At 37.0% G+C, this 17855-nt stretch carries 16 protein-coding genes; 11 read left to right on the top strand and 5 right to left on the bottom strand.

What is annotated here, in order from left to right; translation table 11 throughout:
* Positions 1-2054: SdrD B-like domain-containing protein (locus Q360_RS21790; RefSeq protein WP_211251554.1), on the bottom strand; the 2054-nt coding region annotated here is incomplete at its 3' end.
* Between the two features lie 1306 nt (positions 2055-3360).
* Between Q360_RS21790 and Q360_RS0100010 the strand changes: the two genes are divergently transcribed.
* The 10 genes from Q360_RS0100010 (at position 3361) to Q360_RS0100055 (ending at position 10915) form a co-directional block, all read left to right on the top strand.
* Complete coding sequence (locus tag Q360_RS0100010; RefSeq protein WP_027075260.1) at positions 3361-4137, top strand: 3'-5' exonuclease; 777 nt, start codon at positions 3361-3363, stop codon at positions 4135-4137.
* A gap of 242 nt (positions 4138-4379) precedes the next feature.
* Positions 4380-4991, top strand: a complete 612-nt coding sequence (locus Q360_RS0100015) for a fumarylacetoacetate hydrolase family protein (RefSeq protein WP_027075261.1) — start codon at positions 4380-4382, stop codon at positions 4989-4991.
* Positions 4991-5329: an Hpt domain-containing protein gene (locus Q360_RS0100020; RefSeq protein ID WP_027075262.1), complete on the top strand. Its 339-nt coding sequence runs from the start codon at positions 4991-4993 to the stop codon at positions 5327-5329. The genes Q360_RS0100015 and Q360_RS0100020 overlap by 1 nt, the downstream gene beginning before the upstream one ends.
* A complete protein-coding gene (locus tag Q360_RS0100025; protein WP_027075263.1) occupies positions 5329-6576 on the top strand; it encodes a competence/damage-inducible protein A in 1248 nt (415 codons plus the stop codon). The genes Q360_RS0100020 and Q360_RS0100025 overlap by 1 nt, the downstream gene beginning before the upstream one ends.
* 69 nt (positions 6577-6645) lie before the next feature.
* Positions 6646-6882: a 50S ribosomal protein L28 gene (gene rpmB, locus Q360_RS0100030; RefSeq protein ID WP_027075264.1), complete on the top strand. Its 237-nt coding sequence runs from the start codon at positions 6646-6648 to the stop codon at positions 6880-6882.
* Between the two features lie 21 nt (positions 6883-6903).
* The gene (gene rpmG / locus Q360_RS0100035) at positions 6904-7086 is read left to right on the top strand and encodes a 50S ribosomal protein L33 (protein ID WP_027075265.1); all 183 of its coding nucleotides are present in this window, start codon (positions 6904-6906) and stop codon (positions 7084-7086) included.
* Positions 7087-7154: 68 nt separating this feature from the next.
* Positions 7155-7307: a DUF4295 domain-containing protein gene (locus Q360_RS25030; RefSeq protein WP_084273318.1), complete on the top strand. Its 153-nt coding sequence runs from the start codon at positions 7155-7157 to the stop codon at positions 7305-7307.
* An 85-nt stretch (positions 7308-7392) separates the two neighbouring features.
* Complete coding sequence (gene ftsY / locus Q360_RS0100045) at positions 7393-8355, top strand: signal recognition particle-docking protein FtsY (protein WP_027075266.1); 963 nt, start codon at positions 7393-7395, stop codon at positions 8353-8355.
* A complete protein-coding gene (locus Q360_RS0100050; protein ID WP_027075267.1) occupies positions 8352-9236 on the top strand; it encodes a DUF2911 domain-containing protein in 885 nt (294 codons plus the stop codon). The genes ftsY and Q360_RS0100050 overlap by 4 nt, the downstream gene beginning before the upstream one ends.
* Positions 9237-9238: 2 nt before the next feature.
* The gene (locus tag Q360_RS0100055) at positions 9239-10915 is read left to right on the top strand and encodes an amidase family protein (protein ID WP_027075268.1); all 1677 of its coding nucleotides are present in this window, start codon (positions 9239-9241) and stop codon (positions 10913-10915) included.
* Positions 10916-10984: 69 nt separating this feature from the next.
* Here the strand turns inward: Q360_RS0100055 and Q360_RS0100060 are convergent, their stop codons facing one another.
* The gene (locus Q360_RS0100060) at positions 10985-12085 is read right to left on the bottom strand and encodes a serine hydrolase domain-containing protein (protein ID WP_027075269.1); all 1101 of its coding nucleotides are present in this window, start codon (positions 12083-12085) and stop codon (positions 10985-10987) included.
* A gap of 144 nt (positions 12086-12229) precedes the next feature.
* On the opposite strand from Q360_RS0100060, the gene rimO reads away from it, so the two are divergent.
* Positions 12230-13531 (top strand): 30S ribosomal protein S12 methylthiotransferase RimO, encoded by a 1302-nt coding sequence (gene rimO / locus Q360_RS0100065; protein WP_027075270.1) that lies wholly within the window; start codon positions 12230-12232, stop codon positions 13529-13531.
* A gap of 390 nt (positions 13532-13921) precedes the next feature.
* Here the strand turns inward: rimO and Q360_RS0100070 are convergent, their stop codons facing one another.
* The 3 genes from Q360_RS0100070 to Q360_RS0100080 all read right to left on the bottom strand — a co-directional run bounded on the left by Q360_RS0100070 (position 13922) and on the right by Q360_RS0100080 (position 17843).
* Positions 13922-15142 carry a DUF3999 family protein gene (locus Q360_RS0100070; RefSeq protein WP_027075271.1) on the bottom strand — a complete coding sequence of 407 codons (1221 nt, stop codon included), beginning with the start codon at positions 15140-15142 and terminating at the stop codon, positions 13922-13924.
* The gene (locus Q360_RS0100075; protein WP_027075272.1) at positions 15132-17492 is read right to left on the bottom strand and encodes a DUF2339 domain-containing protein; all 2361 of its coding nucleotides are present in this window, start codon (positions 17490-17492) and stop codon (positions 15132-15134) included. Before Q360_RS0100075 ends, Q360_RS0100070 begins: the two co-directional genes overlap by 11 nt.
* A 156-nt stretch (positions 17493-17648) precedes the next feature.
* Positions 17649-17843 (bottom strand): DUF4177 domain-containing protein, encoded by a 195-nt coding sequence (locus tag Q360_RS0100080; protein WP_027075273.1) that lies wholly within the window; start codon positions 17841-17843, stop codon positions 17649-17651.
* Positions 17844-17855 lie beyond the last annotated feature (12 nt).

A 17855-nucleotide genomic window follows, 5' to 3' on the forward strand; every position in this document is an offset into this window, starting at 1 on the left:
ACTGTAACTCCTGATACGCCTTCTTCTCCTGGATCTTGAATACCATCTTCATCTTCATCTAAGAAAACGGTATCTCCTAGTGATGCTACAGGTGGATTAAATACCCCACAAGAACCATCTTCCGCAGTTGAAATTCCTTCTATAATAAACATTATATCCGGATCATTAGGATTTGGGTTTGTAACAAATTTATCCTTGGTGCTAATACCCATACCAACTTCAGTTGGTTGAGAACATGACGTATGACTATCAAAAGAAACACCATTTACAGTGAATTTTGAATTGGTTCCAAATCTATCAGCCGCTTGTATAAGAATGTAATCACCAAATGAGTGTGTACCACTATACTTTGTATTACTATACCCATCAGTCTCAAACTTAATATTAGCAGGACTTACAGGACCTACATAACGCAAGTAAAATGCACTAACATGATCGTGATCACCATGTGATTGGCATACATCACAATCCTCAGGAGGTGGAGGTGTCGTAGGATTATAAATACCAGCGTCTACCGTTGAGTTGTATACGTTAGGCGCTAAATCTATACATGCGGTTCTACCATTTGGACCTGCATCTGAATCGTTAGTATCATTACCACCTTGATTAGCGGGTGATACTATAAAATTAGTAGGTGTTATAAACTCTACTATATAATTAATGTTAGGGTCTAAATCGGAAAATAAATAATTTCCGCTAGAATTAGTTGTAGTTGTACCCACCTGAGTACCACCACAGTTTAGTAAGTTAACTATAACGCCTGATACACCATTTTCACCGGCATTTTGAATACCATTTTGGTTTGCATCTAGGAAAACAGTATCACCTAATGATGTTGATGCTGGTGTTGGTGGAGTAAATATCCCACAAGAACCATCCTCAGCTGTTGAAATTCCTTCTATGATAAACATTATATCCTTATCATTAGGATTTGGGTTTGTAACAAATTTATCCTTGGTGCTAATACCCATACCAACTTCAGTTGGTTGAGAACATGACGTATGACTATCAAAGGAAACACCATTTACAGTGAATTTTGAATTGGTTCCAAATCTATCAGCCGCTTGTATAAGAATGTAATCACCAAATGAGTGCGTACCACTATACTTTGTATTACTGTAACCACCAGTCTCAAACTTAATACTAGCAGGACTAGGGCCTACATAACGCAAGTAAAAAGCACTAACATGATCATGGTCACCATGTGATTGACAAACGTCACAATCTTCAGGAGGATTAGGACCCCCACCAGATCCAAAGGTATATTCTGGATTCCCACCAGAACAGTCAATTGTCCATTGTTTAATTTTTGTATCATCATCCGTGTTCCAAATTTCCCACGTTTCGCCATCAGCAACATTTTTAGTTACCGATTTTCCAGAAGCAATAGTTGTTTTATTACCCCACTTATCCTTTCCTAAGTACCTCCATAAAACTCTATTCTTATTGCTTTCATTAACAAATGTTGCAGTACAACCATTAATTGGAGGATTAGAACCTGTGTCACCACACCATCCATCTTCTGCAGTTGCAATGTCTTCAATTATAAACATTATAACCTGGTCATTAGGATTTGGATTTGTAACAAATTTATCGTTGGTGCTAATACCCATGCCAACTTCAGTTGGTTTTGAACACGACGTATGACTATCAAACTTAACACCGTTAACAGTGAATTCTGAATTTGTTCCAAATCTATCCTCTGCCTCTATAAATATGATGTCATTAAATGAGTGCGTACCACTATACGTAGTATTACTGTAACCATCTGTTTTAAACTGAATGCTTGCTGGACTTATAGGACCAACATAACGCAGTTTCCATCCGCTAACATGATCATGTTTACCATGTGATTGACAAACATCACAATTTGGAGGGTTAGAATAATCATCTTTAGCACCTACTTGATTAATTTTTGAAATTTTCTTTGGTGTGGAAGATTTGGAATAATAATCTCCATTTTCAAGTAATGGTCCAATCATTTTATTGGCAGAAACATCAGAAGTCTCTATAAAATTACCAAACAATAAGGATGAGAAACTTGAATGATTCAAGCTTTCAAAAAAGTTTTCTGTGTTTTTAGTCTTCTTATCGTTGCCTAAAACTTGTAATGGAAGAGAAATAAATAACATCAGTACAAAAACTAAAAAACTGTAAAAAATGTAATTTTTTTTCATTTTGAGGTTTATTTTGTTAGTTTTTTAAAGTGTGAAATAAATATATTTGTTAAAATATTCTTAACAAATAGAAAAAAATTCGATAACATGTTAAAAATTATCGGTTAGTAACATACTTAAATTGCAAAATGTAGGAATATACGTAGTAATAAAAAAAATATTAGTTTCGTTGTACTGCACGATTTATCGATTAAGTGTAATTCGATGTTGATAAAAAAATCACCTACTACTTAGAATAAGGAACCCTAAAGTACTTTGCTAATTGTATAATTAATCTTAAACTAATTTACTGTTGTTCATTTATGAGGCAGCTAACGTTTTGGATTGCAGGACTTATTTTTGGATTTAAATGTTCAGGGGAGTATCAATATTTTACACGGACATACGCAATAAAATAAGGCCTAATTTGATTTTTGATAGTATGTTAGCGCTAAATATTTCCGTTTATTCGATAGGTTTTTTTAGCGGTACACGGTATAATACGGTTACTAATATCTATTTTTACAACGTATATAAACCCTGTTTTCGATTGCAATATTTTCCCTTATATATCAAGTGTTGCGTAGAAAAATAATTTTACCTGCCGCATTGGAATTGTATATAGGCTAAATTTTTAATAGATACGTTAAAGTCATCTTCAATCATTCCTCGGATATTCAGTTAAATTGTTGTCTACCTTGATATCATATACAACAGGTTACCACGGGTTAGCCTTTTTGTAGTACTTAGGTTTAGGTTTTTAATGGATTTTCGATTATCTATTCAGGTAGTTTTGAGTTTATAGGTGATTAGGTAAATCTCCATTTCAGAGATGCATCCCCAGAAAATGTTTTGCTAGACCTAAAACAAATAGCAGTTGATTTTCAATTTAGCTTTAGCGTAGGTTTTAATTACACTTTTGGTTTTCCTTTAATAGCACCATTAACCTTCAGATTATAAGAATGCATCTTAAATGAATTAGGTGCTGTAGGATTTGATGTGTCTTGAAAAGAATCTAGGAATGTATAAATAATTTCAGATAATAAGATGTGGGGAATAAAAAGGCATTCACTAAGGTTAATTTAGAATTTATAACCTATTAAAAAGAATCAGTTTTTTAGTTATCGTACAAATGAGGGAAAAAAGCCCTTGAATTATTTTCAAACAATCCCTAAGACCTATCTTTGTAAAAAGACCCATACTCATGGAATTAAAACTTACCAGACCCATTTGTTTTTTTGATTTAGAAACAACCGGTACTAATGTAGCCAAAGATCGTATAGTAGAAATTGCCATACTTAAGGTTTTTCCTAATGGCAATAAGGAAAGCAAAACATGGCTCGTTAATCCTGAAATGATTATACCTGATGAAGTAATAGTAATTCATGGTATTTCCAACGAAAAGGTGGCCAACGAACCCACCTTCAATGACCTTTCAAAGGAAATTTACACAATGATAAAGGATGCCGATTTGGGTGGATTTAATTCTGACCGATTCGATATTCCATTGCTAGCTGAGGAGCTTTTACGTGTTGGAATCGATTTTGACATGAAGCATACCGTCTCTGTAGATGTCCAAACCATTTTTCATAAAATGGAAAAACGTACCCTAGGAGCTGCGTATAAATTTTATTGCGATAAGGATTTGACTGATGCTCATAGTGCAGCTGCGGATACCAATGCTACCTACGAGGTCTTGCTTTCACAGTTGGACAGGTACCCCGAACTGGAAAATAATATTAAGAAATTATCGGAATTTTCAAGAAGGAAGCAATCGGTAGATTTTGCGGGGTTTATAGCCTTGGATGAGCATGGCGATGAAATCTTTTCCTTCGGAAAACACAAAGGAAAGAAAGTACACGATGTTCTGGAAAAAGAACCTGGATATTTTGGGTGGATGCTTAATGCTGATTTCCCCTTGTACACTAAAAAAGTATTGACACAGATTAAACTTAGCAAGCTAAACACTAAACTGAGTTAGATGAGGCTTCTTATGCACAAAGCTTATGCTATTCACGAGTTCTTAATTAAATTATTAAAAGTAAAGTAATACAAGACCTTTTTGCACCCACTTTTGCTGCAGAGTGTCAAAAAAATAAAAATTATAGAACCTTGGTTTTCGGCCTCTGAGAATGGTTGGATTTCGTTATTGTATCCGAGGGAAATTAAAAAGGTTTGATACCCTCAATTAGTATCTAAATATCCAAAAAGTAAAAAAGATAGATGAAAATTATTTGTATAGGTAGAAATTATACCGATCATATTGCAGAACTCAAAAATGAAAAACCTACGGAACCCGTTGTGTTTATAAAACCGGACTCTTCACTACTACCTAAAGAACAGGATTTTTATATTCCGGAGTTTTCTAATGATGTCCATTATGAAGTGGAAGTTTTGTTCAAAATCAAAAAAGTAGGGAAGCATATAAAGGCTTCTTTTGCACATACCTATTATGATGAAATTGGTTTGGGAATTGATTTTACAGCACGGGACTTACAAACTACCTTAAAGGAAAAGGGTTTACCATGGGAAAAGGCCAAGGGTTTTGATGGTGCGGCTGTTATTGGGGAATGGTTGCCTAAAACCAATTTTAAAGACTTGAACGACCTGAGTTTCGATCTAAAAAAGAATAACGAGATTGTGCAATCTGGAAATACAGGTCTTATGCTCTGGAAAGTAGATGAGCTCATTGCTTACGTGTCTACCTTTTTTATGTTGAAGAAAGGAGACGTGCTTTTTACGGGTACGCCTGCAGGTGTTGGGAAAGTAGCGGCAAATGACTATCTTTCGGGTAGTTTGGAAAACAAGGAACTTTTTAACGTAAGAATTAAATAATGATTTATAGTCTTGATAAAATTAATGAGATGGCAGAGGGGGATCAGGATTTCATAAATTCTGTAGTTTCTGTTTTTCTTGAAGAAGTTCCAGAAGATTTGTTGGCTTTGAAAAAGGCCTTAGCGGAGGATGATTATCAACAGGTGTATCAGTTGGCACATAAAATAAAGCCTAATGTAGATTTGTTAGGAATGGAGCAAACCCGTGCTGCTGCTTTGGAGATGGAGACACTTGGTAAAAGCGAATCTAATATGGAAGAAATCAAACGAATCTTCCCATTACTTAGCGCAGATATCCATCAGGTGGTTTCTGAGTTGAAGAATGATTTTGACTGCTAATGCTAGCAGAAATAATTACAATCGGTGATGAGATTCTCATTGGACAGATAGTGGATACAAATTCTGCCTTTATCGCTAAAGAACTCAATAAAATAGGTGTTTCTGTTTATCAGATTACTTCGGTTCAAGACGAAAAAGAGCACATCCTTCATGCTTTAGCTAATGCAAAATCGAAGGTTGATATTGTTATCGTTACCGGGGGCCTAGGGCCTACCAAGGATGATATTACCAAACATACTTTTTGTAGGTTCTTTAATGATGTATTGGTTGAAAATAAAAATGTTCTAGCGCATGTAGAAATGCTTTTTGCTAAGTATATATCAACTCCGATATCTGATTTAAATCGAAAGCAAGCGCTTTTGCCTAGTAAAGCAAAAGTACTACATAATGCACATGGCACTGCTCCTGGAATGTGGATTCATGAGGATGGTACAACTTTTATTTCCTTGCCTGGTGTCCCTTTTGAGATGAAAAACTTGATGAAGGTGGAAGTATTGCCCAAATTGGTGGCGTTTTATGAACGACCCCATATTATTCATAGAACTATTGTTACTTATGGATTAGGAGAAAGTGCCATTGCGCAGAAAATTGAAGCCTGGGAGGATGAATTGCCTCCGTTTGTCAAACTAGCCTATTTGCCCAATTTAGGAAAGGTAAGGTTGCGAATGACTGCAAAGGGAGCTGATTATGACGTTTTAAAGGCGGCCATAGAAGCAGAGCATAAAAAATTACTTCCGCTCCTAGGAGCTATTGTATATGGCACGGAAGATGAAGAAACTATAGAGGAGGTAGTAGCCAAACTACTAAAAGCGAAGGGTCTAACCGTAGCAAGTGCAGAGAGCTTTACAGGAGGTAAGATTGCATCACTGCTCACGGCTATTCCAGGAGCATCTGCCTACTTTAAAGGCAGTGTTATAAGCTACGCGACAGAAACTAAAATAAAGGTGCTAAATGTGCCAGAAAAAATAATAGACCAGTACTCCGTAGTAAGTGAGCAGGTGGCTGTGGCTATGGCTTCTGGAGTACAAGAGCTATTGAAAACCGATTTTGCCATTGCTACAACGGGTAATGCAGGTCCTTCCAAGGGAGACTCAGATGCTGCTGTGGGAGTTGTCTGTATCGCTATAGCTTCGCCAAAAGGTGTATTTGTAGAAAAATTTCAAATGGGTACGCATAGAGAACGTATTGTTCAAAAGTCTGTAAATAAGGCCTTTGAACTGCTTCAAAAAGAAATTTCAAAAATGTGAAGTAGAATGTTGGCTGTAAGATAAAAATGATATAAATTTGCATCCTGTTTAAAAGAAAAATTCGACACAATGTCTAAAGTTTGTGAGATTACCGGAAAGAGAGCAATGTTCGGAAATAACGTTTCCTTCTCAATTAATAAGACCAGAAGAAGATTTGATGTAAATCTTTCTAAAAAGAAATTTTACATTCCTGAAGAGGACCGTTGGGTTACTTTGAAAGTTTCCGCAAGAGCTTTAAAGAGCATCAACAAGAAGGGTATTTCAGCTGTGTTGAAAGAAGCAAAAGCTAAAGGGTTAGTAAAATAATCCCGAAAATTATAGATTACGATGGCAAAAAAAGGCAACAGAATACAAGTTATTTTAGAATGTACCGAGCACAAAGAATCGGGACAAGCTGGGACGTCTAGGTATATTACTACCAAGAATAAGAAGAACACTCCAGAAAGGATGGAAATTAAAAAGTTCAATCCTATCCTAAAAAGGATGACAGTTCATAAAGAAATTAAATAAATTAATTTCCGAGCTTACTGAAACGATTTCAGGATAAGTACGAAATTGACAATAAAAGATAATTAGTCATGGCAAAGAAGACCGTAGCAAGTTTACAGACAAGCTCCAAAAGATTAACAAAAGCGATTAAGATGGTAAAGTCACCAAAAAGTGGTGCTTACGTATTTGTTGAGTCGGTTATGGCTCCAGATATGGTAGATGCTTGGATTGCAAAGAAATAATACATCGGTATTAAAACTTAAAAAGCCTCTTTCTTTCGAAAGGGGCTTTTTAAGTTTTATATTTGATTAATTATTCAATACTAAAATGAGTTTATTTAAAAAGATATTTTCTTCCCAGAAGAAGGAAAGTTTGGATAAAGGACTAGAAAAGACTAAAACAAGCTTCTTTTCTAAACTAGGTAAGGCGGTTGCAGGAAAGTCTAAGGTAGATGACGATGTACTGGATAACCTGGAAGAAGTCCTTGTTTCATCAGATGTTGGCGTGGACACGACCTTGAAAATTATAGCGCGAATTGAAGCTCGAGTTACCAAAGATAAATATATGGGTACGGACGAGCTTAATGAAATCTTACGGGAAGAAATAGCAGGTCTACTATCCGAAACCCATACCGGTGATGCTACGGAGATTCACATTCCAAAGGGTAAAAAGCCTTATGTGATTATGGTAGTAGGGGTTAACGGAGCCGGTAAAACAACGACTATAGGTAAGTTAGCTTTTCAATTAAAAAAGCAGGGCTATAAGGTGGTTTTAGGAGCTGCGGACACCTTTAGGGCAGCGGCTATAGATCAGTTACAAGTTTGGGCAGATCGCGTTGGCGTACCTATTGTTAAACAACAAATGGGCAGTGACCCAGCTTCGGTCGCTTTTGACACCCTTAGTTCAGCCGTAACCCAAGATGCGGATGTGGTTATTATAGATACAGCCGGACGCTTACACAACAAAGTAAACCTCATGAATGAGCTTACGAAAGTAAAGAGGGTAATGCAAAAGGTAGTAGAAGGTACACCACACGAGGTATTATTGGTGTTGGATGGTTCTACGGGGCAAAATGCCTTTGAACAGGCAAAGCAATTTACCAAAGCTACCGAAGTGACAGCTTTAGCGGTTACAAAATTAGACGGGACCGCAAAAGGTGGTGTCGTTATAGGAATCTCCGACCAATTTCAGATTCCTGTTAAATACATCGGAGTAGGGGAAGATTTAGAAGATTTACAAGTATTTAATAAGTATGAATTTGTAGATTCTTTTTTTACAATAAAAGGTTGAAAACGTCACATTTATTTTTAATTTTTTGTGTTTACGCAAGTTCTTGGGGGCAACTGGAGCACCCTAAAGCAAGTCCATTTGCCAGAATAGTACAGCATATTGGTCTATCTTCTATTATTATAGAATATTCTAGACCTGCTGTAAAGGGAAGGGTCATCTTTGGAGAAGGTTCTGCCGGCATACCGGGTTTGGTTCCTTATAACCGTATTTGGCGTGTTGGGGCAAATGAGTCTACCAAAATCACTTTTGATACAGATGTTACGGTTATAGGAAATCCTATTTCAAAAGGGACCTACGCGCTGTACGCTTTTCTATCAAAAGAAGAATGGCAAATTGTTTTTCATAAAAACACGACACATTGGGGAGATGGAAGAACAGCATATGACCCTTCTGAAGATGCATTACGGGTGACTGTTATACCTTCTAAAGTCTTAACTTTTCAAGAGAATTTTATGATCTCCTTTGATGAAATCACTCACGATACCGCTGCTATGAATTGGCAGTGGGCCCATACCAAAATTACGGTCCCCATTGCGGTGGATACAAAAGGTGTTATGGATAAGCAGATTCAGGAAAGGCTGGAGAATGCCCCTACGCCACAGACCTATTATGAAATAGCTCGCTATTATCAGGAACAGGGTATCAAAACTTCCCAAGCCTTAGAATACGTAAATAAAGCCTTGGCTATAGGTGGGGAGACCTATTATTTTTACCGTATAAAATCTTTGTTGCAGGCGGAATTGGAGTTGTATACAGCTGCTGTTTTATCTGCAGCAAAGTCTATGGAAATTGCAAAAACCCTTGGAAAAGACGAGTTTGTACGAATGAATCAGAGAAAGATTAGGGTTTGGGAAAAAATAGAAAAGTCTAAAAGGGAATAGCGATGAGAAAGGTGTTGGCAGTGCTGTTTTGTGTTTCAATGGCTTGTTGTAACCAAGGCTCAAAGGAAACGTTTGAGAAGCTTCGTATTTGGGAGCCTTATGATGATGCAGCAGACGTAGCCGCAAATACCAATCATGAAATCAAACGCATGCGGTATCGTTTAATACAATCTAAGGTGTTGGATAAAAATGATGTATTTCTTCCATTGTATGATGAAGTTTCTGTAATGACCGAGGAGACCTATAAAGCCTTAAAACCATTGATTTTAGAGCAAAATATTTTTTCTCTTCAAAAAGGTATAAAGGATGGCTTGTTGACCTATGAGCATTTGGTGCTGTTTTATTTGTATCGCATCTATGAATATGAACTGGATAACAAAAAAACCCTAAACACAATACTAGCGCTAAACCAAAATGTCCTTGATGAAGCGAGAGCTTTGGACGTACTGATTAAAAATGGAGCCACACCCGAGTCTACACACCCTATTTACGGAATGCCTATTTTATTAAAAGATAATATAAACACTATAGGAATGAATACCACTGCAGGTGCCATAGCCCTTATGGACAATGTGGTGGATGACGCTTTTATCGTTGCCCAATTAAAGCAAAAAGGTGCTTTGATACTTGGTAAGGTCAACTTGAGTGAATGGGCCTATTTTTTATGCTCTGGATGTCCGGTAGGTTATAGTGCCGTTGGTGGCCAGACCATGAATCCATATGGAAGAGGTGTGTTTGAAACGGGCGGCTCCAGTTCTGGAAGTGGTACCTCGGTAGCGGCTAATTATGCAGTTGCAGCTGTAGGAACAGAAACTTCAGGTTCTATCTTATCGCCAAGTAGCCAAAATTCAGTGGTGGGCCTAAAACCTACTATTGGTTTGTTGAGTCGCTCTGGAATTGTTCCAATTTCTAGCACTTTGGATACACCCGGACCTATGACCAAAAATATAATAGACAATGCTATTTTGTTGTCTGCAATGATGGGTTATGATATGGAAGATGTTAGGTCAGTCAATGACCAATTCCCTGGCATATTGTCCGCTGGTCTTCATCCTATAGACTTCAAGGAAATACGCCTTGGTGCTTTTTCCACATTAATGGAAAGCGATTCCGTCTATAAGGCTACTGTAGAAAGTATGCGCTCCTTGGGGGCCGAAATCATCGAATTTATACCTCCAGAAGTTACCATGGACGGATTTTCGAGCATTCTGAATATAGACATGCGGAATGATTTGCCTAATTATCTTGAAAAAAACACCGATTCAGGAGAGGTTAAGATTAGGGGTATTGCCGATGCCGTCACTTTTAATTCTACTGACTCGCTACTTCACATTCCATACGGACAAGCTTTGTTCCACGGTATTCTGGTAGATAGCACAAGTGTAAAAGATTTGGAGGAGATAAAGCAGCGGTTGGAAAATAGCGGACGGACGTTCTTTGATACTGTAATGGACACGAAGGATTTGGATGCTGTGCTATCCATTAATAACTACCATGCTGGTTATGCTGCTGTCGCCAAATATCCAGCGTTGACGGTGCCAATGGGATATAAAAATTCTGGAGAACCTATAAGCCTTACCTTTATCGCTAAACAATTTAAAGAAGTCGAATTATTAAGGTTGGGAGCGGCTTATGAAAAGACCTTTAGGAAGAGGGAAATGCCCATGGGGTATCGATAGAATATGAATCTACCCTTAGCAATCTCAATTTGTGGTTTGGTAAGTACATTAGTGTAATTTTAGTATTACCTAATCAATTACTGAATTTATCAATTCCCACAACTCATTATCAAAACTTGAAGGTCCAAGGGTGGCTACTCCAGTAGCTTCTCCCATTCTCACTATGACTAAGTTTTGACTAGGAACGATATATAGTTTCTGGTCGTTTTTTCCTAGTCCCGCATATAAGTCTTCAGGAGCATTGGGCATAAGTGTCGTCTCAAAAATAACCTGGGATTGCGGTATCATAGCACTTTCTTTACCGTTTAACCACCATAGATAACCATAGGATTTATTTAAGGGTTGAGAAGTATTTTTCATACCTTCTAGAAAACGGGTATCTCCAAGTATCGCTGTTTTATCCCAGACCCCATCGTTCAGGTTTAAGAGTCCAAACCGCGCCATACTGCGTGCAGTACTCCAATACACATTATTGGATTCATTGGTTGAGAGCCACTGGCCGGTCATTCCAATCCGGTCCCTTAATTTAGAATTAAAATAGATCGGGAAATCGGTATTGGAAGCATTGGTAATCACATCTTGCAATAAGGTATAGGGCGCGTTATGGTAAGACCAGCGTGTTCCTGCATCTGCTATATAGGTAAGGCAATCAGGTGTTTTGCAATCTCCTTGGGTATCATCCATTCCAGTAGTCATGCTCAATTGGTTCCAAACGGTAATCAAACCCTCTTTTTCTGTGGTGAGTGATGTCCAACCTTCACCCAGGTAATCGGAACTTTTATCCGTCAATGCTAAAAAGCCTTCCTCTTGAGCGATTCCTGTGGTAAATGAGGTCAATGTTTTTCCTGCCGATGCCCAATACCATGGGGAGTCCTGGGTAAAATCCGTTCCATACCATTCTACGACTATTCTCCCGTTTTTTAGCACTATAAAAGCTTTCGTGTTTTTTTCTTCTAAGAACGTATATAATGCTTGCGAAGTAACCTCGTTCCATTTTAGTTCTGTCATGGGTATAGTTTCCCATTTGGCGGAATTTAAGGGTGGAAAATACAGGTTTTCGGCTATTTCTTCCGTAATTATATCATCTTGGATTGTAGGATCAGCATCTGTAGAACAGGCTATAGATAACAGCCCTATAATCAAAAAAAACACACGTGTTTTATTTTTCATAACTATGGTTTTAGTGTTGGACACCGACTTGCCTGAATGGTTTAACGTATATATCAAAGAAATCGTGTGAAAGAGGACTTGTTCGGTAGTCATATTGTATTTTTGCACCTCCTTAAACGGTAATCCGTTCCCATAAAAAAAGCTATGCGTACAAAATCACTTAAGAAGAACAAAATCAACGTAGTAACGCTAGGGTGTAGCAAAAATGTCTACGATTCTGAAGTACTGATGGGCCAGTTGAAAGCCAACAATAAAGATGTGGTGCATGAGGAGAAAGGCAATGTGGTTGTAATCAATACCTGTGGGTTTATTGCTAATGCAAAGGAAGAGAGCATAAATACGATTTTGGAATATGTACAGAAGAAGGAAGCTGGCACTGTAGATAAGGTTTTTGTTACCGGTTGTCTGAGTGAGCGATATAAGCCAGATTTACAGAAGGAGATTCCAAATGTAGATGAATACTTTGGTACCAGTGAACTACCTAGCCTTTTAAAAGCATTAGGAGCAGATTATAAGCATGAGCTTATTGGGGAGCGTTTGACTACAACGCCTAAGAATTATGCTTATCTGAAAATTGCGGAGGGCTGTGATCGGCCATGTTCTTTTTGTGCTATCCCCTTAATGCGGGGTAAACATAAGAGCAAGCCAATAGAAAATTTGGTTACAGAAGCTGAAAAGTTAGCAGCAAAGGGAGTTAAAGAATTGGTTTTAATCGCACAAGACCTTACCTATTACGGATTAGATCTTTACAAAAAACGGAATCTTGCCGAACTGCTTAATGAATTGGTTAAGGTAGATGGTATAGAATGGATACGTTTGCACTACGCCTTCCCTACAGGATTTCCGATGGATGTACTAGATGTGATGAACCGTGAGCCCAAGGTCTGTAATTATCTAGACATTCCTTTACAGCATATAGCGGATAGTATTCTTAAAAGTATGCGACGTGGAACAACACAAGCAAAGACTACAAAGCTGTTGCAAGACTTTAGGGCGGCCGTTCCTAACATGACAATTCGTACCACCTTAATTGTTGGATACCCTGGAGAGACAGAGGAAGATTTCCAGACCTTGAAACAGTGGGTAGAGGAAATGCGGTTTGAGCGTTTGGGCTGTTTTACCTATAGTCATGAGGAAAATACCCATGCTTATAATTTGGAGGACAATGTTCCTGAGGATGTAAAACAGGATCGCGCCAATGAGATTATGGAGATACAATCCCAAATTTCATGGGAGCTAAACCAACAGAAAATAGGACAGACCTTCCGTTGTATTATAGATCGTAAAGAGGGTAACTATTTTGTAGGTAGGACAGAATTTGATTCTCCTGATGTAGACAATGAGGTTTTAATCGATGCCGCAAAGCATTACGTAAAACAAGGTGAGTTCGTGGATATTAAAATCACGGAAGCAGCAGATTTTGATTTGTACGGTGAACCTGTTTAACATTTATCAACCTATTGCCAAGAATAAAATATCTTAAGAATACAACTTAGATAAGACAATTCAGAGCTCCTTTTCTACATGAAACTTTAGTATTACATGTTTGAGTATGTTTTTTTTAGAAGTAAGTATCGATTTATATTTCAAGTTAATTTTTCGTTTAATTTCATACTTTTTTCCTGTAAAAACCAGCTGTTTTAGGATAGTTGTCTAAACCATTTGCTATGATATGCATTAAACTCATGGGATAATTTTAAAAGCTCAAGTCAGTAAATTTTAACCGTTTTGAATTCACTTCTGTCTTCTAAGAATTATCGTTTCCGTAATTAAAATTTAAAGTAATTTAGATTTTTGCTTTTTGAAAACTATTGATTTCTTCTAACGTCTAATTGATTATCCCTTCTCTTTCATCATTTTTAAGGTAGCGCCACCTAATACCAAAATTATAAGTCCCATAATACTCCATAACCACCACTTGTTTTCAAAAAGAGGAGCTTGTATGACAGTAGTAGGCTTGTCAATATTTTCTGCTTTTCCAAGTGTAAGGGAAGTACTATTTTCAGGCAGCTCAAAACCAGTTTGTTGCAAATCATACTTAGGAGCATAAGCCCTAGGATTACCATAGGCCAAATAGTACTTGGCCGGTTCGGCAAAACGTCCTATCAATTCATAGGAATATCCTTTTAGATATACGGATTCAATTTTTAAGGAAGGATTGTCATAATGCTGTATGCTGATGCGAACCTTGCCTAGCATAGTGTTTTTAAATGAAAAACCTTTTTTTTCTAATGAAGTTAAGGTGCCTGTAAATAAATTCTGGTAACTGTATTTCCATCCCTTCTCGGTTTTTGCGCTATCAATTACATAAGAAACAGAAATGGGCCTATAAAAGTCATAATCGTCTTTTATATTCACTTTCAAATAGGTGGTAGGGAAACGGCCTTTTAGGTCTATATCAATTTGGGTGGTTTTTCCTTTTTGGGTTATGTTGCTGTCCTCCGTATTATAATCGACATATGTTGCAGGAACGTTCTTGTTCAAGCGTATACTTGAGGATTTTAGTTGGGGAATATCGTCAGTTTTTATATGGATTCTGTAATAGGTGTAATCAGCATCTGAAAAAGTAAGGTCTGTAAACGTATAGTTAGTCTGCCCGTTTTGGATAGACAGTATCCTGTAGTCTTCCAAAATAGTAAACCATTGTTTTTGATTATGACTTCCTTCTAGCGTAACATTCCAATCAAAATTTTCATTTTCAAAAGAAAGCTTCATCTTATTAATAGGTTTATTAACTGGAACCGCATAGGTGTAAAAATAACCGCTACCATTTGAAGTACTGTTGATTAGCTCAAATTCTAGTACTGACTCGATACCCGTTGGACCAGAGGAACGCAATACATAAGGTACCTCTATCGTATCCTTTTCCGTAGTCCCGTAAATACGGATATCAGAGAAATCGTCCTTTATGTCATCAAAGACCGATGTTGGAAGTTTTACCGTATGCCAAGTATCACTTATCGCACTGAGTGGCATTTGCACCTTGTATTCTGTCAGTTGGGCTAAAAGGGCCAAAGGGCAAAGTAGTAAGAATAGATATATAGATTTACGCTTCATTTTCGTCTGTAATTTTATATTTGTATTTGTTGTATAAGAAAGAGATAATCAAAAGTAATAGCCCTAAGGATACAAATACAATAGTTTTTGAAATCCCATTAAGCGATGCAATATCGTAAAAGAACAGTTTTACCAAGGTAAGACCAAAAAGCATAATCGCGGAAATACGCAGATACTTCTTGTTCTTCCAAATACCAAGTATAATTAAGAGTAAGGCATATACGCCCCAAAGGATACTCATCCCTAGTTTATAAGATTGGTCAGATTCCGCAATAGCCATCCAATTGATAAGTTCACTACTTACTATCCATAAAATACTGGTGTGTATTAGTAGCTCAAATGGTATTTTGAAATTGATGTGCAGAAAATCTTGCTGTATCAATTTATAAATGGAGACAACCAACAAACCAAAAAAGGTAAATGGCACATAGCGTATCCATATATTGTAATTAGTGATATTATAATACGCGTTCAAAGTACCGCTGAGGTAACTGTCCCTAAGCTCACTAAGGGTGTAAAGTCCGCCGGTTAGAAATACCAATCCAACCATAATGGCTAATACCAAAGTGATAATCCCTAGCGCTCTATTTTTTAGTTTCACATTATTTACAAGGCTCAAAAGGCTCATAAAAAATAAACTATAGTTAATAAGCCAAATACTTTGGAAATCCTTTAAATCATAGTTATGGTTAGTTATATCGTAGCCATCCGCATCCTGAATCGCTATTTCCGATGCCCAGAACAACTTATAAAAGTAATATTCCAGTTCCAAATAGAACACACTGTACAGTACAAATAGTAGGATGCTTGGTATAACAAATACCATGATCTTGGAGATAAAATTTTTCTTGCTATTGGCCGGAACTAAAGCATACTTATTTTGAATCCAATTAATGAAGCTAAAAGCAATCAGAAACAGTAGACCTGTTAAAAAGGTACTATTCAAAATAGGTGTCATAGAGGTGTAATCATCATGATAATACCCTGAATTGTAGCTGTTACCCCAGTCTTGGGTTAAGCTTAAGAAAGCCAAAACCAGTAACGGGTAGGACATATATTCGTATGCCTTTACCTGTTTAGACCTGCCAATCCAGAACAATAAAGTAGCCTCTGCCGTCCATAATAGCGTAACCCAATTCCCATCTAATTGCACAGGTATGGCAATAGTGATAAAGGTAAGCACCAAACTAGCAGCCAAATAAAATATGTTTTTGTCTGCAAGTTTATTTTTGTAGATGAATGCAGTTACCCCGAAATGTACAATGGCATTGGCTAGTGTAAATAGCCCTAAGAGGTGTTGTCCTGTTTCATGTTCTTCGAGTAAACTAAATCCTAAAGCATAAAAAATAAAAGAATTTAGTAAGAGCATAAATACATCCGACACCTTTAATTTTTCTGATTTAATTAATTTATAACCTAAGAACGTCGCATAAAATATGATGAAAAATAATACCAGGAAGAGCAGCGCCAGTTGATAATGTTCTTCTGAACGATAGGAGAATACCCGCCAGACTAGATAGCTTAACCATGTAAAAGCGAACGATACATAATACAGTGCCTTCCAATACTTTTTAAGCGAAATGAAAAGAATACCAAGGTTAATGATAGCGATATAACTAAATAGAATTGTTACGTTTCCTGAATCGTTGCTCAATAAAAAGGGTACGGCATAGGCACTCACCAGTCCTATATGGGCAATTATTTGCTTGTTGTAGTTTAGGGATGCAACGACTCCAAAAACGGTAATCAATAACATGAGTCCAAATGCGAAAATTTGAGGAAAGAGCTCGTAAAAACTATAACCCGCAAAGGTTATAAAGTACATGATGGCTAAAGCTCCACTAACCAAGACAGCACTATAACTGGTGTATTTAACTTTTAGCTTTATACCGAAACCTATAAGTCCTAATCCAAGGGCATAACCTAGAATAATTCGGGTCAGCGGACTGATAAGATTGTTTTCTATGGAATATTTAGCACCGATGACCACACCAATAATGGTAATAAGAATACCAATTTTATTAATAAGGTTTTCACCAATAAATTTCTCAATGTCTGATTTTCCTTTTTTAGGGATAGCAGCCTGTTTTTGAGCTGGAATAGGTTCTTCTTTTTCAATTGGACTAGCAGTAAAATCAACTGGCTTTTCTATTTCTACTGTAATCTCTTTTGGTTGATTCTCTTGGCTTATGGCTTCAATGGGTGTATCTACTTCTTCTAACGGGCTATTTCGTAATTTTAAAACATCCTTCTTTAGTTCATTAACTTCTGCATTAAAGCCCTCTAGTCTTTTTAATAATAGCTCTATTTTTTCTAAAAGCTTACCTAAATGTTCTTGATTGTTCGCCATACCAGTCTGGTTTTACATCGTTCATCCATGCGGTTCCCAATGGATACTAAAACGACACAACCTCAAATTTGTTGGCAAGATAAGCGGGTTTTTGATAGGGATAACTCACTGAACCCCTTGTAATAGACAATTAGTAATTACATATGTACTAAAACCCTACCGTTCAAAATACAAGTAGATATATACGGCAGCACCAAAATTGGTAGCATCCGTAGAAGCCAAACGCCATCCATCCTTTGCATATTCATCCAGTGTTTTTTGTATTTCCGCTTTTGATGAATTAGCAATATGCTTTGTGTCTAGCGTAATTTTACTGTAATAAATAAGGGTTTCAACTTTGTATTCTTTCATTTAGATTGCATT

The sequence above is a fragment of the Maribacter antarcticus DSM 21422 genome, from assembly GCF_000621125.1.
Lineage (GTDB): Bacteria > Bacteroidota > Bacteroidia > Flavobacteriales > Flavobacteriaceae > Maribacter > Maribacter antarcticus.

Coding starts and splice junctions, on each gene's coding strand:
- Q360_RS0100020 (WP_027075262.1), top strand. CDS start 4,991: ATGATTTATAGTCTTGATAAAATTAATGAGATGGCAGAGGGGGATCAG.
- Q360_RS25030 (WP_084273318.1), top strand. CDS start 7,155: ATGGCAAAGAAGACCGTAGCAAGTTTACAGACAAGCTCCAAAAGATTA.
- Q360_RS0100025 (WP_027075263.1), top strand. CDS start 5,329: ATGCTAGCAGAAATAATTACAATCGGTGATGAGATTCTCATTGGACAG.
- Q360_RS0100055 (WP_027075268.1), top strand. CDS start 9,239: ATGAGAAAGGTGTTGGCAGTGCTGTTTTGTGTTTCAATGGCTTGTTGT.
- Q360_RS0100060 (WP_027075269.1), bottom strand. CDS start 12,085: ATGAAAAATAAAACACGTGTGTTTTTTTTGATTATAGGGCTGTTATCT.
- Q360_RS0100015 (WP_027075261.1), top strand. CDS start 4,380: ATGAAAATTATTTGTATAGGTAGAAATTATACCGATCATATTGCAGAA.
- Q360_RS0100010 (WP_027075260.1), top strand. CDS start 3,361: ATGGAATTAAAACTTACCAGACCCATTTGTTTTTTTGATTTAGAAACA.
- rpmG (WP_027075265.1), top strand. CDS start 6,904: ATGGCAAAAAAAGGCAACAGAATACAAGTTATTTTAGAATGTACCGAG.
- rimO (WP_027075270.1), top strand. CDS start 12,230: ATGCGTACAAAATCACTTAAGAAGAACAAAATCAACGTAGTAACGCTA.
- Q360_RS0100080 (WP_027075273.1), bottom strand. CDS start 17,843: ATGAAAGAATACAAAGTTGAAACCCTTATTTATTACAGTAAAATTACG.
- Q360_RS0100070 (WP_027075271.1), bottom strand. CDS start 15,142: ATGAAGCGTAAATCTATATATCTATTCTTACTACTTTGCCCTTTGGCC.
- rpmB (WP_027075264.1), top strand. CDS start 6,646: ATGTCTAAAGTTTGTGAGATTACCGGAAAGAGAGCAATGTTCGGAAAT.
- ftsY (WP_027075266.1), top strand. CDS start 7,393: ATGAGTTTATTTAAAAAGATATTTTCTTCCCAGAAGAAGGAAAGTTTG.
- Q360_RS0100075 (WP_027075272.1), bottom strand. CDS start 17,492: ATGGCGAACAATCAAGAACATTTAGGTAAGCTTTTAGAAAAAATAGAG.